The organism is Cellulomonas hominis (assembly GCF_005239125.1).
GTDB classification, from domain to species: Bacteria; Actinomycetota; Actinomycetes; order Actinomycetales; family Cellulomonadaceae; genus Cellulomonas; species Cellulomonas hominis_A.
In genome coordinates this window covers 1-18,011 of record NZ_SZYE01000069.1, presented here as the reverse complement: position 1 = coordinate 18,011, position 18,011 = coordinate 1, and the positions used below count along the sequence as shown (strand labels likewise).

At 75.9% G+C, this 18,011-nt stretch carries 12 protein-coding genes and 1 pseudogene; 11 read left to right on the top strand and 2 right to left on the bottom strand.

Annotation, left to right across the window (positions count from 1 at the left end; all coding sequences use genetic code 11):
- The 4 genes from FA014_RS10120 to FA014_RS10105 all read left to right on the top strand — a co-directional run.
- Positions 1-342: helix-turn-helix domain-containing protein (locus FA014_RS10120; RefSeq protein ID WP_195969238.1), on the top strand; the 342-nt coding region annotated here is incomplete at its 5' end.
- A gap of 169 nt (positions 343-511) precedes the next feature.
- Positions 512-1,201 carry an alpha/beta fold hydrolase gene (locus FA014_RS10115; RefSeq protein ID WP_230323034.1) on the top strand — a complete coding sequence of 230 codons (690 nt, stop codon included), beginning with the start codon at positions 512-514 and terminating at the stop codon, positions 1,199-1,201.
- Positions 1,202-1,339: 138 nt separating this feature from the next.
- Positions 1,340-3,028, top strand: a complete 1,689-nt coding sequence (locus FA014_RS10110) for a long-chain-fatty-acid--CoA ligase (RefSeq protein WP_154729560.1) — start codon at positions 1,340-1,342, stop codon at positions 3,026-3,028.
- Positions 3,029-3,150: 122 nt separating this feature from the next.
- Entirely contained in the window at positions 3,151-4,359 is a 1,209-nt protein-coding gene (locus tag FA014_RS10105) for a cobalamin-independent methionine synthase II family protein (RefSeq protein WP_154729559.1), read from the top strand.
- Positions 4,360-4,431: 72 nt separating this feature from the next.
- On the opposite strand, the gene FA014_RS10100 is transcribed toward FA014_RS10105, so the two are convergent.
- A complete protein-coding gene (locus FA014_RS10100; RefSeq protein WP_268865890.1) occupies positions 4,432-7,107 on the bottom strand; it encodes a phosphoenolpyruvate carboxylase in 2,676 nt (891 codons plus the stop codon).
- Between the two features lie 211 nt (positions 7,108-7,318).
- On the opposite strand from FA014_RS10100, the gene tkt reads away from it, so the two are divergent.
- The 4 genes from tkt (at position 7,319) to FA014_RS10080 (ending at position 12,108) form a co-directional block, all read left to right on the top strand.
- Positions 7,319-9,484: a transketolase gene (tkt, locus tag FA014_RS10095; RefSeq protein ID WP_154729558.1), complete on the top strand. Its 2,166-nt coding sequence runs from the start codon at positions 7,319-7,321 to the stop codon at positions 9,482-9,484.
- Between the two features lie 219 nt (positions 9,485-9,703).
- Positions 9,704-10,138: a class Ib ribonucleoside-diphosphate reductase assembly flavoprotein NrdI gene (gene nrdI / locus FA014_RS10090; RefSeq protein WP_154729562.1), complete on the top strand. Its 435-nt coding sequence runs from the start codon at positions 9,704-9,706 to the stop codon at positions 10,136-10,138.
- Between the two features lie 60 nt (positions 10,139-10,198).
- Positions 10,199-11,311 carry a non-homologous end-joining DNA ligase gene (ligD, locus tag FA014_RS10085; RefSeq protein WP_154729557.1) on the top strand — a complete coding sequence of 371 codons (1,113 nt, stop codon included), beginning with the start codon at positions 10,199-10,201 and terminating at the stop codon, positions 11,309-11,311.
- Positions 11,312-11,391: 80 nt separating this feature from the next.
- The gene (locus tag FA014_RS10080; RefSeq protein ID WP_230323033.1) at positions 11,392-12,108 is read left to right on the top strand and encodes a DUF5701 family protein; all 717 of its coding nucleotides are present in this window, start codon (positions 11,392-11,394) and stop codon (positions 12,106-12,108) included.
- Positions 12,109-12,117: 9 nt separating this feature from the next.
- Here the strand turns inward: FA014_RS10080 and FA014_RS10075 are convergent, their stop codons facing one another.
- Positions 12,118-12,951: a sulfurtransferase gene (locus tag FA014_RS10075; protein WP_154729556.1), complete on the bottom strand. Its 834-nt coding sequence runs from the start codon at positions 12,949-12,951 to the stop codon at positions 12,118-12,120.
- 273 nt (positions 12,952-13,224) lie between these two features.
- On the opposite strand from FA014_RS10075, the gene FA014_RS10070 reads away from it, so the two are divergent.
- From FA014_RS10070 to FA014_RS20675, 3 genes and pseudogenes are all read left to right on the top strand, one after another.
- Positions 13,225-14,247 carry a 3-oxoacyl-ACP synthase III gene (locus tag FA014_RS10070; RefSeq protein ID WP_230323032.1) on the top strand — a complete coding sequence of 341 codons (1,023 nt, stop codon included), beginning with the start codon at positions 13,225-13,227 and terminating at the stop codon, positions 14,245-14,247.
- Positions 14,244-16,421 (top strand): annotated as a pseudogene (locus FA014_RS10065) (alpha/beta fold hydrolase); the annotation flags it as partial. The gene FA014_RS10070 and the pseudogene FA014_RS10065, both read left to right, overlap by 4 nt.
- 391 nt (positions 16,422-16,812) lie before the next feature.
- Positions 16,813-18,011: proton-conducting transporter transmembrane domain-containing protein (locus FA014_RS20675; protein WP_230323031.1), on the top strand; the 1,199-nt coding region annotated here is incomplete at its 3' end.

Below are 18,011 nucleotides of genomic sequence, written 5' to 3'. Positions count from 1 at the left end.
GGCGAGCGCGGCCGCGGCCTGCGCGCCCGCGGCGGCGCGGTCGCCGAGGCGCGCGCGATCGGCGCCGCCCCGCTGGTCACCGCCGTCACCGACCTCGCCCGCCGCGGGCGGCTCGACGTGCCGGGTGTCGTGCCCGGCGGCACCGACGTCCTCACCGGCCGGGAGTCCGAGGTGCTGGCGCTCGCCGCGGAGGGCCTGAGCAACCGGCAGATCGGCGAGCGGCTCTACATCAGCGGCAAGACGGTCTCCGTGCACATGTCCCGCGTGCTGGACAAGCTCGGCGCCGGCGGACGGGCCGAGGCGGTCGCGATCGCGCACCGCCGAGGGCTGCTCGGCGTCTGACCTGCGGGCCCGCGCAGGGTGCCGCGGGTCACCCGGGTGATCCGCCTCACGCCTCAGGTGCGTCCCAGGTTCGGCGGCTACCGTGGAGGGAGATCCCGCGGTCCGGACCACCGCCGCGGAGCCCCTCGCCCGGCCACGGACGGCCGAGCACCTCCCCCCGGAACGGCGCATGTCCCTCCCCCAGCAGCAGCAGCCGCACCCCATCGTGCTCGTGCACGGCACCCGCACCTCGTCGAAGATCTGGGACGACCAGGTCCGCGCCCTGACCGAGGGCGGCCACCCGACGATCGCGATCGACCTGCCCGGCCACGGCAGCCGCGCGCACGAGCGCCTGACGTTCGAGGGCGGCCTCGCCGCCATCGACGCCGCCGTGCGCTCCTGCACCGAGCCGCCCCTGCTCGTCGGGCTGTCGCTCGGCGGGTACATGTCGCTCGCGTACGCCGCGCGGCACGAGGACCGGCTCGCGGGCGTCGTGCTGGCGGGCTGCTCGACCGACCTCAAGGGCAAGCCGCTGAGCGCCTACCGCCGCGCGTCGCGCCGGGTGGTGCAGGCGCTCGGCCTGGGCGGCGGCACCTGGCACGTCGTCACCGACATGCTCAGCGCCCTGCACGGCTACACGCCGGTGCAGGACCTGCGCCGGCTCGCGCTGCCGGTCTGGCTGGTCAACGGCTCCCGCGACCCGCTGCGGTTCGGGGCCCGCCGCTACCTCGGCGCCCACCCGGGCGCGCGGCAGTGGGTGGTGCCGAACGCCGGGCACGACGTGAACAGCCACGCGCCGGTCGCGTTCAACCGGATCCTGCTGCACGTCCTGCGCGACCTCGCGCAGCGAGTGCCGTTCGGCGCCCCCCGCCTGGGCTGACCCACCGCGGCACGCCCCCCGCCGCCACCGCCCCGCCCCCGCCCGCGCCCCCGCCGACTGTGCAGCAGATGCGCGGTTCCCGGGGTGCGAATCCAGCGTGTGCTGCAGGCTCGGCGCCGGGGCTGCCACGATGGCGGCATGACCTCGACCGACGACCGCCCCTGGCTCGCGCAGTACCAGCCCGGCGTCCCCGCCGACATCGAGCTCCCCACCGAGTCCCTGGTGGGGATGTTCGACCGCTCCGTCGCCGAGGCGGGTGACGCGCCGGCGCTGGAGTTCTTCGGCCGCCGCACCACCTACGCCGAGCTCGGCGCGCAGGTCCAGCGGGTCGCCGAGGGCCTGCGCCGCCTGGGCGTGAAGCCGCGTGACCGGGTCGCGCTGCTGCTGCCGAACTGCCCGCAGCACGTCGTCGCGTTCTACGCGGTGCTCCGCCTCGGCGCCGTCGTCGTCGAGCACAACCCGCTGTACACCTCGCGCGAGCTGCGGCACCAGTTCGAGGACCACCAGGCCCGCGTCGTGATCGCCTGGGACAAGGCCGTCGAGCAGGTCCGGCAGTTCCCCGCCGACATCGGCGTGGACCACGTCGTGTCGGTGAACCTGCTGCGCGCGTTCCCCGCGGTGAAGCGCGCGGCGCTGTCGCTGCCGATCCCGAGCCTGCGCGCCACCCGCCGGTCCCTGACCGCGCCCGCCCCGGGCACGATCCCGTGGGAGGACCTGCTGTCCCACGGCCCGCTCGACCCGGGCCACCCGCGGCCCGCCGTGACGGACCTCGCGGCGATCCAGTACACCTCCGGCACGACCGGCCGCCCGAAGGGCGCGATGCTCACGCACCTCAACCTGTACGCGAACGCCCTGCAGGGCGAGGCGTGGATGCACGGTGCGGAGTACCGCAAGGAGGTGTTCTACGCGATCCTGCCGATGTTCCACGCCTTCGGCATGACGCTGTACCTCACGTACGGCGTGCGCAAGCAGGGTCTGCTCGTGCTGTTCCCGAAGTTCGACACGGAGCTCGTGCTCGACGCGATGAAGAAGTCGCCCGCCACGGTCTACTGCGCGGTGCCGCCGATCTACGAGCGCACCGCGATGGCCGCCAAGGAGCGCGGGGTGTCGCTCGCGTCGTGCCGGTTCTGCATCTCCGGGGCGATGAACCTGCCGGACGCGACGGTCGAGCTGTGGGAGTCGATGTCCGGCGGCCTGCTCGTCGAGGGCTACGGCATGACCGAGTCGTCGCCGGTGGCGCTCGGCAACCCGTTCCACCCCACCCGGCGCCCCGGCACCATCGGCGTCCCGTTCCCGTCGACCCGGATGCGCGTCGTCGACCCCGAGGACCCGGCGGTGGAGGTCCCGCCGGGCGAGCCCGGCGAGCTGCTCCTGAACGGTCCGCAGGTGTTCGCCGGCTACTGGAACGACCCGGACGCGACGGCCGCCACCCTGCTCCCGGGCGGCTGGCTGCGGACGGGCGACATCGTCACGGTCGACGCCGACGGGTTCACCACCATCGTCGACCGCGCCAAGGAGCTCATCATCACCGGCGGGTTCAACGTGTCGCCGTCCGAGGTCGAGGCCGTGCTCCGCGGGCACCCGTCCGTCGCGGACGCCGCGGTGATCGGCAGGCCGCTGGAGCGTGGCGGCGAGCAGGTCGTCGCGGCGATCGAGCTCGAGCCCGGCGCGACGCTGGACGAGGCGGCGCTGCGGGCCTACTGCCGGGAGCACCTGGCGGCATACAAGGTGCCGCAGCGGGTCGTCGCGATCGAGGACACCCCGCGGTCGATGCTCGGCAAGGTGCTGCGCAAGCAGGTCCGCGAGCAGGTCCTGCCCCTGCTCTGACCCGCGCCGGGGCCCGAGCCGGCACCCACGCACGCCGCGGCCCGCCCCCTGGACGGCCACCACCCGGGTCCGGGTGCGGTGCGACGATGGGCCGGCACGTCCGCCCCGAGCCGGGAGACCCGATGATCCGCAGCACCGACCACGTCCTCACCAGCCACGCCGGCAGCCTGCCCCGCACGCCGGAGCTGATCGCCGCCAACGCCGCCCGCGAGGCCGGCCAGGACGCCGGGGACCACGCCGGCCTGCTCCGCGAGGCGGTGACGGACCTGGTGCGGCGCCAGGTCGACCTGGGCCTCGACGTGCCCGGCGACGGCGAGTTCGGCAAGGCCATGAGCAGCGCCATCGACTACGGCGCCTGGTGGTCGTACTCGTTCCAGCGCCTCGGTGGCCTGGAGCTGCGCGACGGCGCCTCCTGGATCTTCAAGGACGTGCAGTCCGGCCCCGGCGACGTGCGGGTGACCGGCTTCGGCCGGCGCCGCGACCGCGCGCGGTTCGAGGAGGCGTACGCCGACCCGACCAGCGGCGTGTTCCACGGCGGCGACCCCAAGCCGTTCCCGACCGCCGTGGCCCCGGTGACGTACACCGGCCAGGACGCGGTCGCCGAGGACGTCGCCAACCTGCGCGCGGCGCTCGACGCCACCGGCGCGCAGGAGGGCTTCATCACCTCGATCGCGCCGGCGTCCGCCGCCCGGATGGACAACGACTACTACGCGACGGACGAGGAGTACGTCTGGGCGCTGGCTGACGCCCTCCGCGAGGAGTACGTGGCGATCATCGACGCCGGGCTGGTGCTGCAGATCGACGACCCGTCGATGGCGGAGAACTGGGACCAGATCACCCCGGAGCCGACCGTCGAGGACTACGTGCGGTTCACCGAGCTCCGGGTCGAGGCGCTCAACCACGCGCTGCGCGGGCTGCCCGAGGACCGCATCCGGTACCACCTGTGCTGGGGCTCCTGGCACGGCCCGCACACCACGGACCTGCCGATGGCGGACATCGTCCGCACGATGCTGAAGGTGAACGCGGGCGCGTACTCGTTCGAGGCCGCCAACGTGCGCCACGAGCACGAGTGGCGGGTCTGGGAGGACGTGCAGCTGCCCGAGGGCAAGCTGATCCTCCCGGGCGTGGTGAGCCACGCGACGAACGTCGTCGAGCACCCGGAGCTCGTCGCCGACCGCATCGAGCGGTTCGCGCGGCTGGTCGGCCGGGAGAACGTCGTCGCGGCGACCGACTGCGGTCTGGGCGGCCGGATCCACCACCAGATCGCGTGGGCCAAGCTCGAGACCCTGGTCCAGGGCGCCGAGATCGCCACGAAGCGCCTCTGGGCCTGACACCGTCCGGACGCCGACGGCCCGGCACCCCCCGAGGGGTGCCGGGCCGTCGCGCGTGCGGGGCGGGCCCGGTCAGCCGGTGTTCTGCAGGCCGGCGGCCACGCCGTTGACGGAGAGCAGCAGCAGCCGCTTGTTCTCCTCGACCAGGTCCTCGGACTCGCCGGTGCGCAGCGCGCGCAGCGCCCGGATCTGCAGCAGCGACAGCGCGTCGACGTACGGGCTGCGCAGCTGGACCGCGCGGCCGAGGATCCGGCGGCGGGACAGGATGCGGTCGGAGCCGGTGATCGCGAGCACCCACCGCTGGGTGAGCGCCATCTCCTCGAGCACGAGCTGCGCCAGGTCGTCCCGGTCGCCCAGCGCGAGGTACCGCTCGGCCAGGCGCTCGTCGGTCTTCGCGAGCGACATCTCGACGTTGTCGATCATCGTGCTGAACAGCGGCCACTCCGCGTACGCGGCCTGCAGCTCGGCGAGGTCGCCGACCGAGTCCAGGGCGGTGCCGAGGCCGAACCAGCCCGCGAGGTTCGTGCGGGCCTGCGACCAGGAGAACACCCACGGGATCGCCCGCAGGTCGTCGAGCGACTCGACGGACAGGCCGCGCCGCGCCGGGCGGGAGCCGATCGGCAGCAGGCCGATCTCCTCCAGCGGGGTCACCTGGGCGAACCACTGCGGGAAGCCCTCGGCGCGCACCAGCTCGTAGAACCGCGTGCGGGACGACGCGTCCAGCGCGGCGGCCAGGTCCGCGAACCGCTCGGTGGCGGCCGCGTTGCGGCGCTCGGTCGACGGGGCCCCGGCCAGCAGGGTCGCCGCGGCGACCTGCTCGATGTGCCGGGCGCCGATCGTCGGGTTCCCGTAGCGCGCGAAGATGACCTCGCCCTGCTCGGTGAGCTTGAACCGGCCGTCGACCGAGCCCGGGGGCTGGGCCAGCACCGCGCGGTTGGCCGGGCCGCCGCCGCGCCCGAGGGCGCCGCCGCGGCCGTGGAACAGCGTGAGGTTGATGTCGTGCTTCGCGGCCCAGGCGGCGATCCGGCTCTGCGCGACGTCGAGCGCCAGGGTCGCGGCCACCGGGCCGACGTCCTTGGACGAGTCCGAGTAGCCGAGCATGACCTCGACGCGCCGGCCGTTCTCCGCGAGCCGCGCCTGCACGGCGGGCAGCGTGAGCATCGACTCCAGGATGTCGACGCTGGCCTCGAGGTCCGCGAAGGTCTCGAACAGCGGGATCGCGTCGATCACGGGGCGGGTCGCCGGGTCCGGGAACACCAGCTCGGCGAGCTGGTAGACCGCGGCCAGGTGCTCCGGCGCCTGGGTGAACGACACGATGTACCGGCGGGCCGCGGCGACGCCGTACCGGCGCTGCACGGCCCCGATGGCGCGGTAGGTGTCGAGCACCTCGACCGTGCGGGGCTCGAGGTCGCCGTCCAGGCCCTTGGCCGCGACGTCCGCGAGCGCGGCGGCGTGCACCTGCGAGTGCTGGCGCACCTCCAGCTCGGCCAGGTGGAACCCGAAGGTCTGCACCTGCCAGATGAGCTTCTGCAGGTCGCCGAACGCCACGCGGGTCGCGCCGGCGGCCTCGAGCGAGCGCTGCACGACGTCGAGGTCGGCCAGCAGCTCCTCCGGGCCCGCGTAGGACAGGTCCGCGTCCCGGCGGCGGGTCGCGGCGAGCCGCTCCGCGACCATGCGCAGCGCGCGGCGGTGCGGCTGGTGCTTCACCTCGGCGGCGGCCTTGGTCGCGGCGTGCTCCGAGAGGTCCCGCTGCCGGTGCCACAGCGCGGTCAGCTCGGCGCTCGCCGGGGTGCCGGTGTCGTCGAGCGTGAGCTTGGCGGAGATCTTGCGCGCCGACTCCTCCAGCGCGCCGAGCACGTGCTCGTTCGCCAGCGCCGCGGCGGCCCGGGTCACCTCGGCGGTGACGTTCGGGTTGCCGTCCCGGTCGCCGCCGATCCACGAGCCCAGGCGCACGAACGGGCGGACCGCCGGCTCCTGCCGCCCCGCGCCCGCGCCGGACAGCCAGTCGTCCAGGCGGCGGTACACGGTCGGGAACGTGTCGAACAGCGTGGTGTCGAAGATGTTCATCACGGTGCGGACCTCGTCCAGCACCGTGGGCTTCTGCGCCCGCAGCGGCGACGTGCGCCACAGCGTGTCGATCTCCTCCAGGATGCGGCGGTCGTTCTCCGCGCGGGAGGTGCCGCCGGCGGCGAGCGCGTCCCGCTCGGCCAGCAGGTCGGAGATGCGCCGGATCGCTCGGGACACGGAGCGTCGCCGGGCCTCCGTCGGGTGCGCGGTGAGCACCGGGCGGAACTCCAGCTCCTGCAGCCGGCGCAGGGCCTCGTCCCGGCCGACCTCGCCGGCCAGGGCGTCGATCGCCGCGGGCAGGGAGTCGTCCTGCATCAGCTCGCCGGCCGGCAGCTCCGCCTCGCGGGCGCGCAGCACGCGGACGCGGTGGTGCTCCTCGGCGAGGTTCGCCAGGTGGAAGTAGCAGGTGAAGGCGCGGGCGACCTGCTGGGCGCGCTCGATGGAGAAGGAGCCGACGAGCTCCTCCGCCTCCGTGAGCGCGGACAGGTCCTGCTCGTCGTGGGCGCGGATCGTCAGCGCGCGGACGCGCTCCACGTCGTCGAACAGGTCGTCGCCGCCGGACTCGCGGATCACGCGGCCGAGGAACTCGCCGAGCATCCGGACGTCGTTGCGCAACGGGTCGGGGACCTCGTGGCGCGCGAGGCCGCGGCGGGCCTCGAGCGAGGGCTGGGGGTCGGTCACCGGTCAAGCGTAGGTCAACCGTCCGACGCACGAGACGCGTGTCCGCCTGTCGGTTACCTCACCCGGGCCCCTGGGCCGTGGGCCCGATGTCCCGCGCCACCGCCCGGGAGTCTAGGCTCGGAGGCAGTGCCCGCGGCCGGTCCGTCGCGACCGGGCGAGCAGCAACCCCCGATGATCCGGGCCGCCGAGGTCCGGGCGGAAATGAGGTGCGGTGAACGCGAAGGCTCCTGTGGCCCAGCAGGTCGGTTGGACCGAGCTCGACGTCAAGGCCGTCGACACGGTGCGTGTCCTGGCCGCCGACGCGGTCGAGAAGGTCGGCAACGGCCACCCCGGCACGGCGATCAGCCTGGCCCCGGCCGCGTACCTGCTCTACCAGAACGTGCTGCGGCACGACCCGGCGGACCCGCACTGGCTGGGCCGCGACCGGTTCATCCTGTCGGCGGGCCACTCCTCGCTGACGCAGTACATCCAGCTCTACCTGGCCGGCTTCGGCCTGGAGCTCGAGGACCTCGAGGCGCTGCGCACCTGGGGCTCGAAGACCCCGGGCCACCCCGAGTACAAGCACACCGAGGGCGTCGAGATCACCACCGGCCCGCTCGGCCAGGGCATCTCCTCGGCCGTCGGCTTCGCGATGGCGGCCCGCCGCGAGCGCGGCCTGCTCGACCCCGAGGCGGCGCCGGGCACCAGCCCGTTCGACCACTTCGTCTACACGATCTGCTCGGACGGCGACCTGCAGGAGGGCGTGTCCTCCGAGGCCTCGTCCATCGCCGGCACGCAGAAGCTCGGCAACCTCATCGCGATCTGGGACGACAACCACATCTCGATCGAGGGCGACACCGAGATCGCGTTCACCGAGGACGTCGTCAAGCGCTACGAGGCCTACGGCTGGCACGTCCAGTTCGTGGACTGGACCGCCGGCGGCGAGTACACGGAGAACGTGGACGCGCTGCACGCCGCGATCGAGGCCGCCAAGGCCGTCACCGACCGCCCGTCGTTCATCGGCCTGCGCACGATCATCGCCTGGCCGTCGCCGACCAAGCAGAACACGCACGGCTCGCACGGCTCCAAGCTGGGCACCGACGAGGTCCGCGGCCTCAAGGAGGTCCTCGGCTTCGACCCCGAGAAGTCGTTCGACGTCGACCCCGAGGTCATCGCGCACACCCGCAAGGCCCTCGAGCGCGGCGCCGCCGCCAAGGCCGAGTGGAGCAAGGGCTTCGACGCCTGGCGCGAGGCCAACCCGGAGCGCGCCGAGCTGCTCGAGCGCCTGCGCGCCGGCAAGCTGCCCGCCGGCTGGGCCGACGCCCTGCCGACGTTCCCCGCCGGCAAGGCCGTCGCCACCCGCGCCGCCTCCGGCGAGGTGCTGTCCGCCCTCGCGCCGGTGCTGCCCGAGCTGTGGGGCGGCTCCGCCGACCTCGCCGGCTCGAACAACACCACGATGAAGGGCGAGCCGTCCTTCATCCCGGCCGAGCGCTCCACCCACGAGTTCGCGGGCAACGAGTACGGCCGCACGCTGCACTTCGGCATCCGCGAGCACGGCATGGGCGCGATCCTGTCCGGCATCGCCCTGCACGGCCTGACCCGGCCGTACGGCGGGACGTTCTTCACGTTCTCCGACTACATGCGCGGCGCCGTCCGCCTGGCCTCGCTCATGGGCGTGCCGGCGATCTACGTGTGGACGCACGACTCGATCGGCCTCGGCGAGGACGGCCCGACCCACCAGCCGGTCGAGCACCTCACCGCCGTCCGGGCCATCCCGGGCCTCGCGGTCGTCCGCCCCGCCGACGCCAACGAGACGGCGCAGGCGTGGAAGGCGATCCTCGAGCGCACCGAGGGCCCCGCGGCGCTCATCCTCACCCGGCAGAACGTCCCGACGTTCCCGCGCGGCGAGGAGGGCTTCGCGTCCGCCGAGGGCGTCGCGAAGGGCGCCTACGTGCTGCTCGAGGCGTCCACCGGCACGCCGGAGGTCATCCTCATCGGCACCGGCTCCGAGGTGCAGCTGGCCGTCGCGGCCCGCGAGACCCTCGAGGCCGCCGGCGTCCCGACCCGCGTGGTCTCCGCGCCGTCGCTCGAGTGGTTCGCCGAGCAGGACGAGGCCTACCGCGAGTCGGTGCTCCCGTCCTCGGTGAAGGCCCGCGTCTCCGTCGAGGCCGGCATCGCGCTGTCCTGGTGGAAGATCCTCGGCGACGCCGGCCGCGCCGTGTCGCTCGAGCACTACGGCGCCTCCGCGGCGTACGAGACGCTCTACGAGGAGTTCGGCATCACGGCGGACGCCGTGGTCGCGGCGGCGCACGAGTCGATCGCGGCGGCCCGCGGCGGCAGCACCCCGGCGAACGAGGCGAGCGCCCCGTCCGAGAGCGGCACGGGCGACCAGCTCTGACCCGCTGACGCGCGAACGGCCGGGCACCCCCTCCGGGGGGCGCCCGGCCGTTTCGCGTACCCGGCCCCGGAACCTCGCCGAGTCTCCATCTCCGGACTCCGATCAGGTCGCCGCTCGCAGACGCGAAGGGGAGACTCGGCGACCTGGTGGCCGACGACGGGCGCGGGACGTTGGTCCCCGGCGCCGCGGCCGCCGTGCGGGGAGGGTCGGAGGGTGAGCGTGCGGCAGACCCCGGTGTACTTCTACTCGTCGAGCTCCGGGCTCGTGCGGTCGTTCGCGCTGCGGCTCGACCGGCCGGTGCTCGACCTGTCCCGGCGCGAGGTCCGCCTCAGCGAGGCCGACGGGCCCTGGGTGCTGCTCACGCCGTCCTACAAGACCGGCAACGAGGCCAACGACACCATCCCGGAGGCGGTGCGCCGGTTCCTGCGCTCCCCCGTGAACCGCCGCCGCATGGTCGGGGTGATCGGCAGCGGGAACCGGAACTTCGGCCGGTACTACCAGCACGCCGCGCGGGACGTCGCGGCCCGCTCGGGCCGGCCGGTGCTGTTCGAGTTCGAGATCGCCGGCACCCCGTGGGACGTCGAGGAGTGCCGCCGGGTCCTCGCGGACCTGGACGTGGCGCTCGCCGCCGGCGGCGCGACCCCCGCCGCCTGACCGCCCCCCGTCCCGGCCGGGTGGGTGCGCGCGGGCCCCGTCGGCCCTAGCGTGACCACCATGAGCCCGTCGAAGGTGCCCGCCGAGGAGATCGAGGTGCGCGGCCGCACCGTGCGGGTCTCCAACCCCGACAAGGTCTACTTCCCGGACCGCGGTCTGACCAAGATCGACGTCGTCCGGTACTTCGTGAGCGTCGGCGACGGCATCCTCGGCGCGCTGCGCGACCGCCCGACGACGCTGGAGCGCTGGCCGCGCGGCTGGTTCGAGGGCGCGAAGCTGTCGACCCGGGTGGACAACAAGGGCGACGCGTTCTTCCAGAAGCGGGTCCCGCAGGGCGCGCCGGACTACGTCGAGTCGACGACGATCACGTTCCCGTCCGGGCGCACCGCCGACGAGGTGACGCCGACGGAGCTCGCCGTCGTGGCGTGGGCCGCGAACCTGGGCACGCTGACCTTCCACCCGTGGCCCGTGACCCGCGCCGACGTCGAGGCGCCCGACCAGCTCCGCATCGACCTGGACCCGCAGCCCGGCACCACCTTCGACGACGCCGCGCGGGTCGCGCCGCACGTCCGGGAGATCCTCGCCGAGCACGGGCTGACCGGGTTCCCCAAGACCTCCGGCGGCCGGGGCATCCACATCTTCGTGCCGATCGAGCCGCGCTGGTCGTTCACCCAGTGCCGCCGCGCGACGATCGCGCTGGGCCGCGAGCTGGAGCGCCGGCTGCCCGGGCAGGTCACGACCAGGTGGTGGAAGGAGGAGCGCGGCGAGGCGATCTTCGTCGACTACAACCAGATGGCCCGCGACCGCACGATCGCGTCCGCGTACTCCGTCCGCCCCAACCGCCGCGCCACCGTCTCCGCGCCGCTGCGCTGGGAGGAGGTCGCCGACGTGCACCCCGACGACTTCGACGTGACGACGATGCCCGCCCGGTTCGCCGAGGTCGGCGACCTGTTCGCCCCGCTCGTCGCGCGCACCTCGCCCGCCGCGGGGACCGACGCCGTCGCGCCGGGGGTGCTCGACGGGCTGCTGGAGCTCGCCGCGAAGGACGAGCGGGACCACGACCTCGGGGACCTGCCGTACCCCCCGGAGTACCCGAAGATGCCGGGCGAGCCGAAGCGGGTGCAGCCGAGCAAGGACCGGGACCGGCCGAAGGCCGACGCCGCGGAGGACTGAGGGACCGCGCGGAGCGGGGGAACTCCTCCGGCGGCCGGTCCGTTCACCCCCTCCCGGACCGACGACCCCGAGGAGCGCCCGTGCCCGTCCCCGTCATCGCCCCCGACCCGACCTGGCCCACCGTCGCCGCCGCCGACCGCGCGCCCGAACCGTTCGACCCCGCCGCCTCCGCGGCCGCCGAGCTGGACCGCCAGGTCCGCGCCCAGCTCGACCTCGGGCTGGCCGCCGTGCACGGCCTGTCCCCGGCCGACCTGGTCGCCGCGGTCGCCCCGCTGCGCGCCGCCCTCGCCGCCGGCGCCGTGGCGGCCTCGTCGTCCGTCGACCCCGACGACCACGTCCCCTTCGTGCTGGTGCTCGACGGCGGGACCGCGCACGCCAACGCCGCCGTCCCGGCCCTGCGCCGCGGGTCCCGGGTCGGCGTGAGCGTCATCGACGACGACGAGATGTCCGGCTACCGCGCGCTGCCGGACCTGGAGGTGCCGGCGGCGCCGTACCTGCTGCTCGACGTCGACACGGGGACCGAGTTCTGCGACGTCCGGCCGGAGGACGCGCTGGCGACGGTGCGCGGGCGCGGGCGGACGCCGCTGACGGTCGCCGAGGGGATCGCGCTGGTCGCGGTGCGCCCGGACATGCTGCGGCCGAACCGGTGCTTCTCGCTGATGGGCTCGCGGGCGCAGAACCAGCGGGTGCCGGCGGTGTGGATCAGCGAGCGCCGGCCGAAGCTCGGGTGGTGCTGGGACCGGAACCCGCACACGTGGCTCGGCGCCGCGTCCGCGGGCGGGCGCACCGCGGGCTGACGCCGCCGGTCACTCCCCCACGGCGACCGGGCGGTCCGGGTCGCTCGACCACTGGGACCACGACCCCGGGTACAGCACCGGGGTCCGCCCCGCGAGGACCAGCGCGGCCGCCTGGTGCGCGGCCGTGACGCCCGAGCCGCAGTACACCGCGACCTCGCCGCCCTCGGGCACCCCGAGGGCGGCGAACCGCGCCGTCAGGTCGTCGACCGGCCGGAACCGGCCGTCCGCGTCCAGGTTCTCGGCCGTCGGTGCGCTCACCGCGCCCGGGATGTGCCCCGCCCGGGGGTCGACCGGCTCGACCTCGCCGCGGAACCGCTCGGCCGCGCGGGCGTCGAGCAGCACGCCCTCGCCGGCCCACCGGCCGGCGCCGTCGGCGTCGAGCACGGGCAGCTGCCCGCCGGTGAGCGTGACGTCGCCGGGCTCCGGCGCGACGTCCCCGGGCTCGATCGCGCCGCCGGCGGCGACCCACGCCGGCAGCCCGCCGTCGAGGATCCGCACGTCCGCGACGCCGGCCCACCGCAGCAGCCACCAGGCGCGCGCGGCCGACGTGGCCCCGGAGTCGTCGTAGACCACCACGGGCTCGCCGGCGCGCAGCCCCCAGCGCCGGGCCGCCGCCTGCAGGTCGGCGACGTCGGGCAGCGGGTGCCGGCCCTCGGCGGCGCTCGGCGGCGCGGCCAGCTCGGTGTCCAGGTCGACGAACACGGCGCCCGGCAGGTGGCCGGCGCGGTAGGCGTCGACCCCGGGCGGCCCGCCGAGCGCCCAGCGCACGTCGAGCAGCCGGGGCGGCGTGGGCCCGTCCAGCTCCCGGGCGAGGTCGGCGGCGGTCACCAGCACGTCGGTCATGGTCCTCAACCTAGGCGGCGCCGGGCCGCGCGACCAGGGACGGCGGCCGCGGGGCCGCGGGGCGGGCGCGACGTGGCGCACGCCACGCGCGGCGCCCGGAACCCCCGGCGCGCCACGGTCGTTCCCCCCGTGGTGCCCCGCCCCGAGCGTCCGGTGGACCGCCCGCTGAGTCGCACCAGCGCCTCCGTGGCGCGCGTCGGGCCCGGTTGCCGCATGCTGGCTCCCTCGGTACCCCGCGAGCCGCGGCTCGTCCCCCGCACGTCTGGAGCCCGTGTGTCCGGTAACGCCACCACCCGGTTCGGCAACGTCTCGCTGCTCTCCGTCGCGAGCCGGCTGCCCAGCCGCATCACCACGTCCGCCGAGATCTCCGAGCGGCTCGGGTCGGCCCTGCGCCGGCTGCGGCTGCCGCGGACGGTCCTGCAGCGCGTCGCGGGGGTGGAGGAGCGCCGCAACTGGGGGCCCGGCGAGGACGCCGACACCGCGACGATCGCCGCGGGCACCGCGGCGCTGCGCGAGGCGGGCGTGAACCCGGACGACGTCGGCCTGCTGATCAACACGTCCGTGACCCGCAAGCACCTGGAGCCCTCGGTCGCCGTGCGGCTGCACCACGGGCTCGGGCTCGGCAGCCACGCCGTGAACTTCGACGTCGCGAACGCCTGCCTCGGGTTCATCAACGGCATGAGCCTCGCGGCGACGATGATCGAGTCCGGCCAGGTCCGGTACGCGGTCGTGGTGAACGGCGAGGACGCCGACGACATCCAGCGGACGACCGTCGAGCGGCTGCTGCGCCCGGAGGTCGGCCGTGCGGAGTTCATGGAGGAGTTCGCGACGCTGACGCTCGGGTCGGGGTCCGCTGCGGCGGTGCTCGGCCGGACGGACGAGAACCCCGGCGGGCACCGCGTCCTCGGCGGCGTGACCCGCGCCGCCACCCGGTTCCACGACCTGTGCGTCGGCAGCGCCGACGCGATGCTCACCGACGCCCGGGCGCTGCTCGAGGGCGGGCTGGAGCTCGTGGTCGACGCGTGGCGCGAGGCCCAGCGCGACTGGGACTGGTCGTCGATGGACCGGTACGTCACGCACCAGGTGTCGCGGGTGCACACGGACGCGATCGTCAAGGCCGTCGGCCTGAACCGCAAGCACGTCCCCACGACGTTCCCGCACCTCGGCAACGTCGGCCCCGCCTCGATCCCGATCACCCTGGTCGAGGAGCAGCACTCGCTGCGGTCCGGCGACCGGGTCCTGCTGATGGGCGTCGGCTCGGGCATCAACACCGCGATGATGGAGCTCGCCTGGTGACGTCCCCGCTCCCCGTCCGTCCCGCCACCGCCCCGCCCGCCGGCCTGCCCGGCCTCGACCCCCGGTCCAGCCGGCTGCTGCCGCTCCCCGCCGGCGCCCCGGACACCGGCCTCGGCGTCGGCGAGCCCGCCTGGCACCACCTCGACACCGGCCCCGAGCTGGCCTCGCGCGGGATCACGCCCGTCGGCACGGTCCTCGCCGTGCACGGCAACCCGACCTGGTCCTACCTGTGGCGGTCGCTGGTCCCCGCGACGCTCGACGCCGCGGCGGCGGGCGGCCCGGCGTGGCGGGTCGTGGCCGTCGACCAGCTCGACATGGGCTTCTCCGCCCGCACCGGACGGCACCGCACCCTCCCCGACCGCGTGCGGGACCTCGACGCGTTCACCACCGCGCTCGGCCTGACCGGTCCCGTCGTCGTCCTGGGGCACGACTGGGGCGGCGTCGTCGCGATGGGCTGGGCCGTCGACCACCCCGACCTGCTCGCCGGCGTCGCGCTGCTGAACACCGCGATCGCGCACCCGGACGGCGAGCCCATCCCGGCGCCCCTGCGCGCCGCCACCGCCGGGCCGGTGCTGCGCCTGGCCACCTCGACGACGCCCGCGTTCCTCGAGACCACGCTGGCGCTCGCGCACCCGCGGCTCCCCCGGGAGGTCGCGGACGCGTACCGCGCCCCGTACCGCCACCCGGACGACCGCACCGGGATCGAGGGCTTCGTGGCCGACATCCCCGGCCACCCGGGCCACCCGAGCGCCCCGGAGCTGCGCCGGATCGCGGCCGGCGTCGCCGACCTGACGGTGCCCGCGCTGCTGCAGTGGGGCCCGCGCGACCCGGTGTTCCGTGACCGGTACCTGGACGACCTCGTCGACCGGCTGCCGCAGGCGCGGGTGCACCGGCACGAGGGCGCGGGGCACCTGGTGGCGGAGGACGTCGACTGGGCGACGCCGCTGCTCGGCTGGCTGGCGGCGGAGGTCCCCGCGGGCGGGGGCGGCCGCGCCGCCGGGGGTGACCCGCCCACCGGGCCCGGGGCGCAGCCCGGCGCCCAGCCCGACGACGCCCCGCCGACGACGCCGTGGACCCCGCTGTGGGACCGCCTCGACGCCCGGGCCGACGACCCCGGACCCGCCGTGCTCGACATGGCCGCCGACGGCGGCCCGCGCACCGTCTCGTGGCGGCTGCTGGCGCGCCAGGTCCGCCGGATCGCCGCCGGCCTGGTCCACGTCGGCGTCCGGCGCGGCGACCGGGTGTCGCTGCTCGTCCAGCCCGGCCCGACGCTCACCGCGCTGGTGTACGCGTGCCTGCGGATCGGCGCGGTCGTGGTGGTCGCCGACGCCGGCCTGGGCCCGCGCGGGCTGACCCGCGCGCAGCGCGGCGCCCAGCCGGACTGGGTGGTCGGCCAGACCAAGGGCCTGGTCGCCGCCCGCGCGCTCGGCTGGCCCGGCGTGCGGATCGCGGCCGACCCGCTCGGCCCGGCCGCCCGGCGCGCGCTCGGCGTCGCGCACCTGCTCCTCGACGTCGCCGACCTGGGCCGGGACGAGGTCCTGCCGCCCGAGCCCGGGCCCGCCGACGAGGCCGCGATCCTGTTCACCTCCGGGTCGACGGGTCCGGCGAAGGGCGTCGTCTACGCGCACGCCCAGCTCTCGGCGCTGCGCGACGCCCTGGCGGCGCACTTCGACGTCGGCCCGGACACCGGGCTCGTCACGGGCTTCGCCCCGTTCGCCCTCCTCGGCCCCGCCCTGGGCACCCGCTCGGTCACGCCGGACATGGACGTGTCCGCGCCCCGGACGCTCACCGCCCGCGCCGTCGCCGACGCGGTGCGCGCCGCGGACGGGTCGATCGTGTTCCTGTCGCCCGCCGCGATCCTCAACGTGGTCGCCACCGCCGACGCCCTGGACACCGACGACCGCGCGGCGCTCGCCCGGGTCCGGACCTTCCTGTCGACCGGGGCGCCCATCAGCGCCGACCTGCTCGGGTCCGCCGCCGCGCTGATGCCCGCCGCCGAGGCCCACACCCCGTACGGCATGACGGAGTGCCTCCTGGTCACCGACATCACGCTCGACGGCATCCGCGACGCCGCCGCGGCCCCGGACGCCGGGGTGTGCGTCGGCCGCCCCATCGCCCCCGGGCAGGTCCTCGTCAGCGCGCTCGACGCCGACGGGGCCGCGACCGGTGCCCCGTCGGACGCCCCGGGCGTGCTGGGCGAGGTCCTGATCAGCGCCCCGTACCTCAAGCAGCACTACGACCGGCTGTGGCTCACCGACCGCGCCGCCGAGCGGGACGTCCCCGCCGGCCGCTGGCACCGCACCGGCGACGTCGGGCACCTCGACGCGCAGGGCCGGCTCTGGATCGAGGGCCGGCTCAGCCACGTCCTCGTCACCGCCGACGGCCCGCTGGCGCCGGTGGGCCCGGAGCAGCACGTCGAACGGGTGGCCGGCGTCCGCCGCGCCGCCGTCGTCGGCGTCGGGCCCGCGGGCGTGCAGCAGGCCGTCGCCGTCGTCGAGCCGCCGGCCGACGCGGCCCCGCGGCGGGCGGGTCGCGGCGCTCGCCGCCCTGCTGCTCGTCTGCTTCGTGGGCAACGCGACCGCGTTCGTCGCGGCGGACGCGGCCACGTTCACGGTGGGCTACGCCGTGATGAGCGTCGCGGCGTACGGCGTCGTGGCGCACGACCGGACCCCCGCGGCCCGCCGCGCGGCCCGCGTCTACCTGACGCTGGGCGTGGTCAGCGAGGTCGCCGTCCTCGCGGCCGTCGTGCTCGTCGTGCACGCGGGCGGTCTGCGGCTCGCGGACGCCCCGGCCGCCGTCGCCGCCTCCCCGCACACCGGCACGATCGTCGGCCTGCTGCTGCTCGGGTTCGGCATCAAGGCCGGCCTGGTCCCGCTGCACGGCTGGCTGCCCCTGGCGCACCCCGCGGCGCCGCCCCCGGGCAGCGCGGTGCTCAGCGGCGCGTTGGTCAAGGCCGGGCTGGTCGGCTGGCTGCGGTTCCTGCCGCTCGGCGAGGTCGCCCTGCCCGGCTGGGGCACGACGCTCGTGCTGCTCGCGCTCGTCGGGGCGTTCGGCGCGGTCGTGCCGGGCGTCCTGGCCCGCGACCCCAAGGTGGCGCTCGCCTACTCCTCGGTGAGCCAGATGGGCTTCCTCGCGGTGCTGGTCGGCGTCGCGCTCCTCGAGCCGGACCTGGCGCCCGCCTGCGTCCTGGCGGCGGTGGTGTACGCCGTCCACCACGGGATCGCGAAGGGCGGGCTGTTCCTGTCGGTGGCCGTGTGGCGGCGGCACGGCGCCGGACGGTGGCGCGTGCCCGTGCTGGTCGGGGCGGCGCTGCTCGCGCTCGCGGTGGCGGGCGCCCCGCTCGGCAGCGGGTCCGTCGCCAAGTACGCCGCCAAGCAGGCGGTCGCCCCGGCGGCCCTGGTCGTCGACGTGACCGCGCTGCTGCCGCTCGTCGGCACGGTGTCGACCCTGCTGCTCGCCCGCGCCGGCGTCCGGCTCGTCGCCGGCCCGGAGCCGGGACGGGACGGCCTGGACGCACCGCTGGTCACCTGGGCCCTGCTCGTGGTCGGCGGCACCGCCGCGACCTGGTGGCTGGCCGACCGCTGGGCCCCCGCGCTGCGCGTCCCCCGGCTGGACGCCGTGACCCTCTGGGACGCCGCGTGGCCCGTGCTGCTCGGGCTGGGCCTCACCGCGGCCGCGTGGGCGGCGAGCCGCGCCGGCCGGCTGCCGCGCCGCCTGACCACCGGCGAGCCCGACCCGGTCGTCCCGGCCGGCGACCTGCTCGT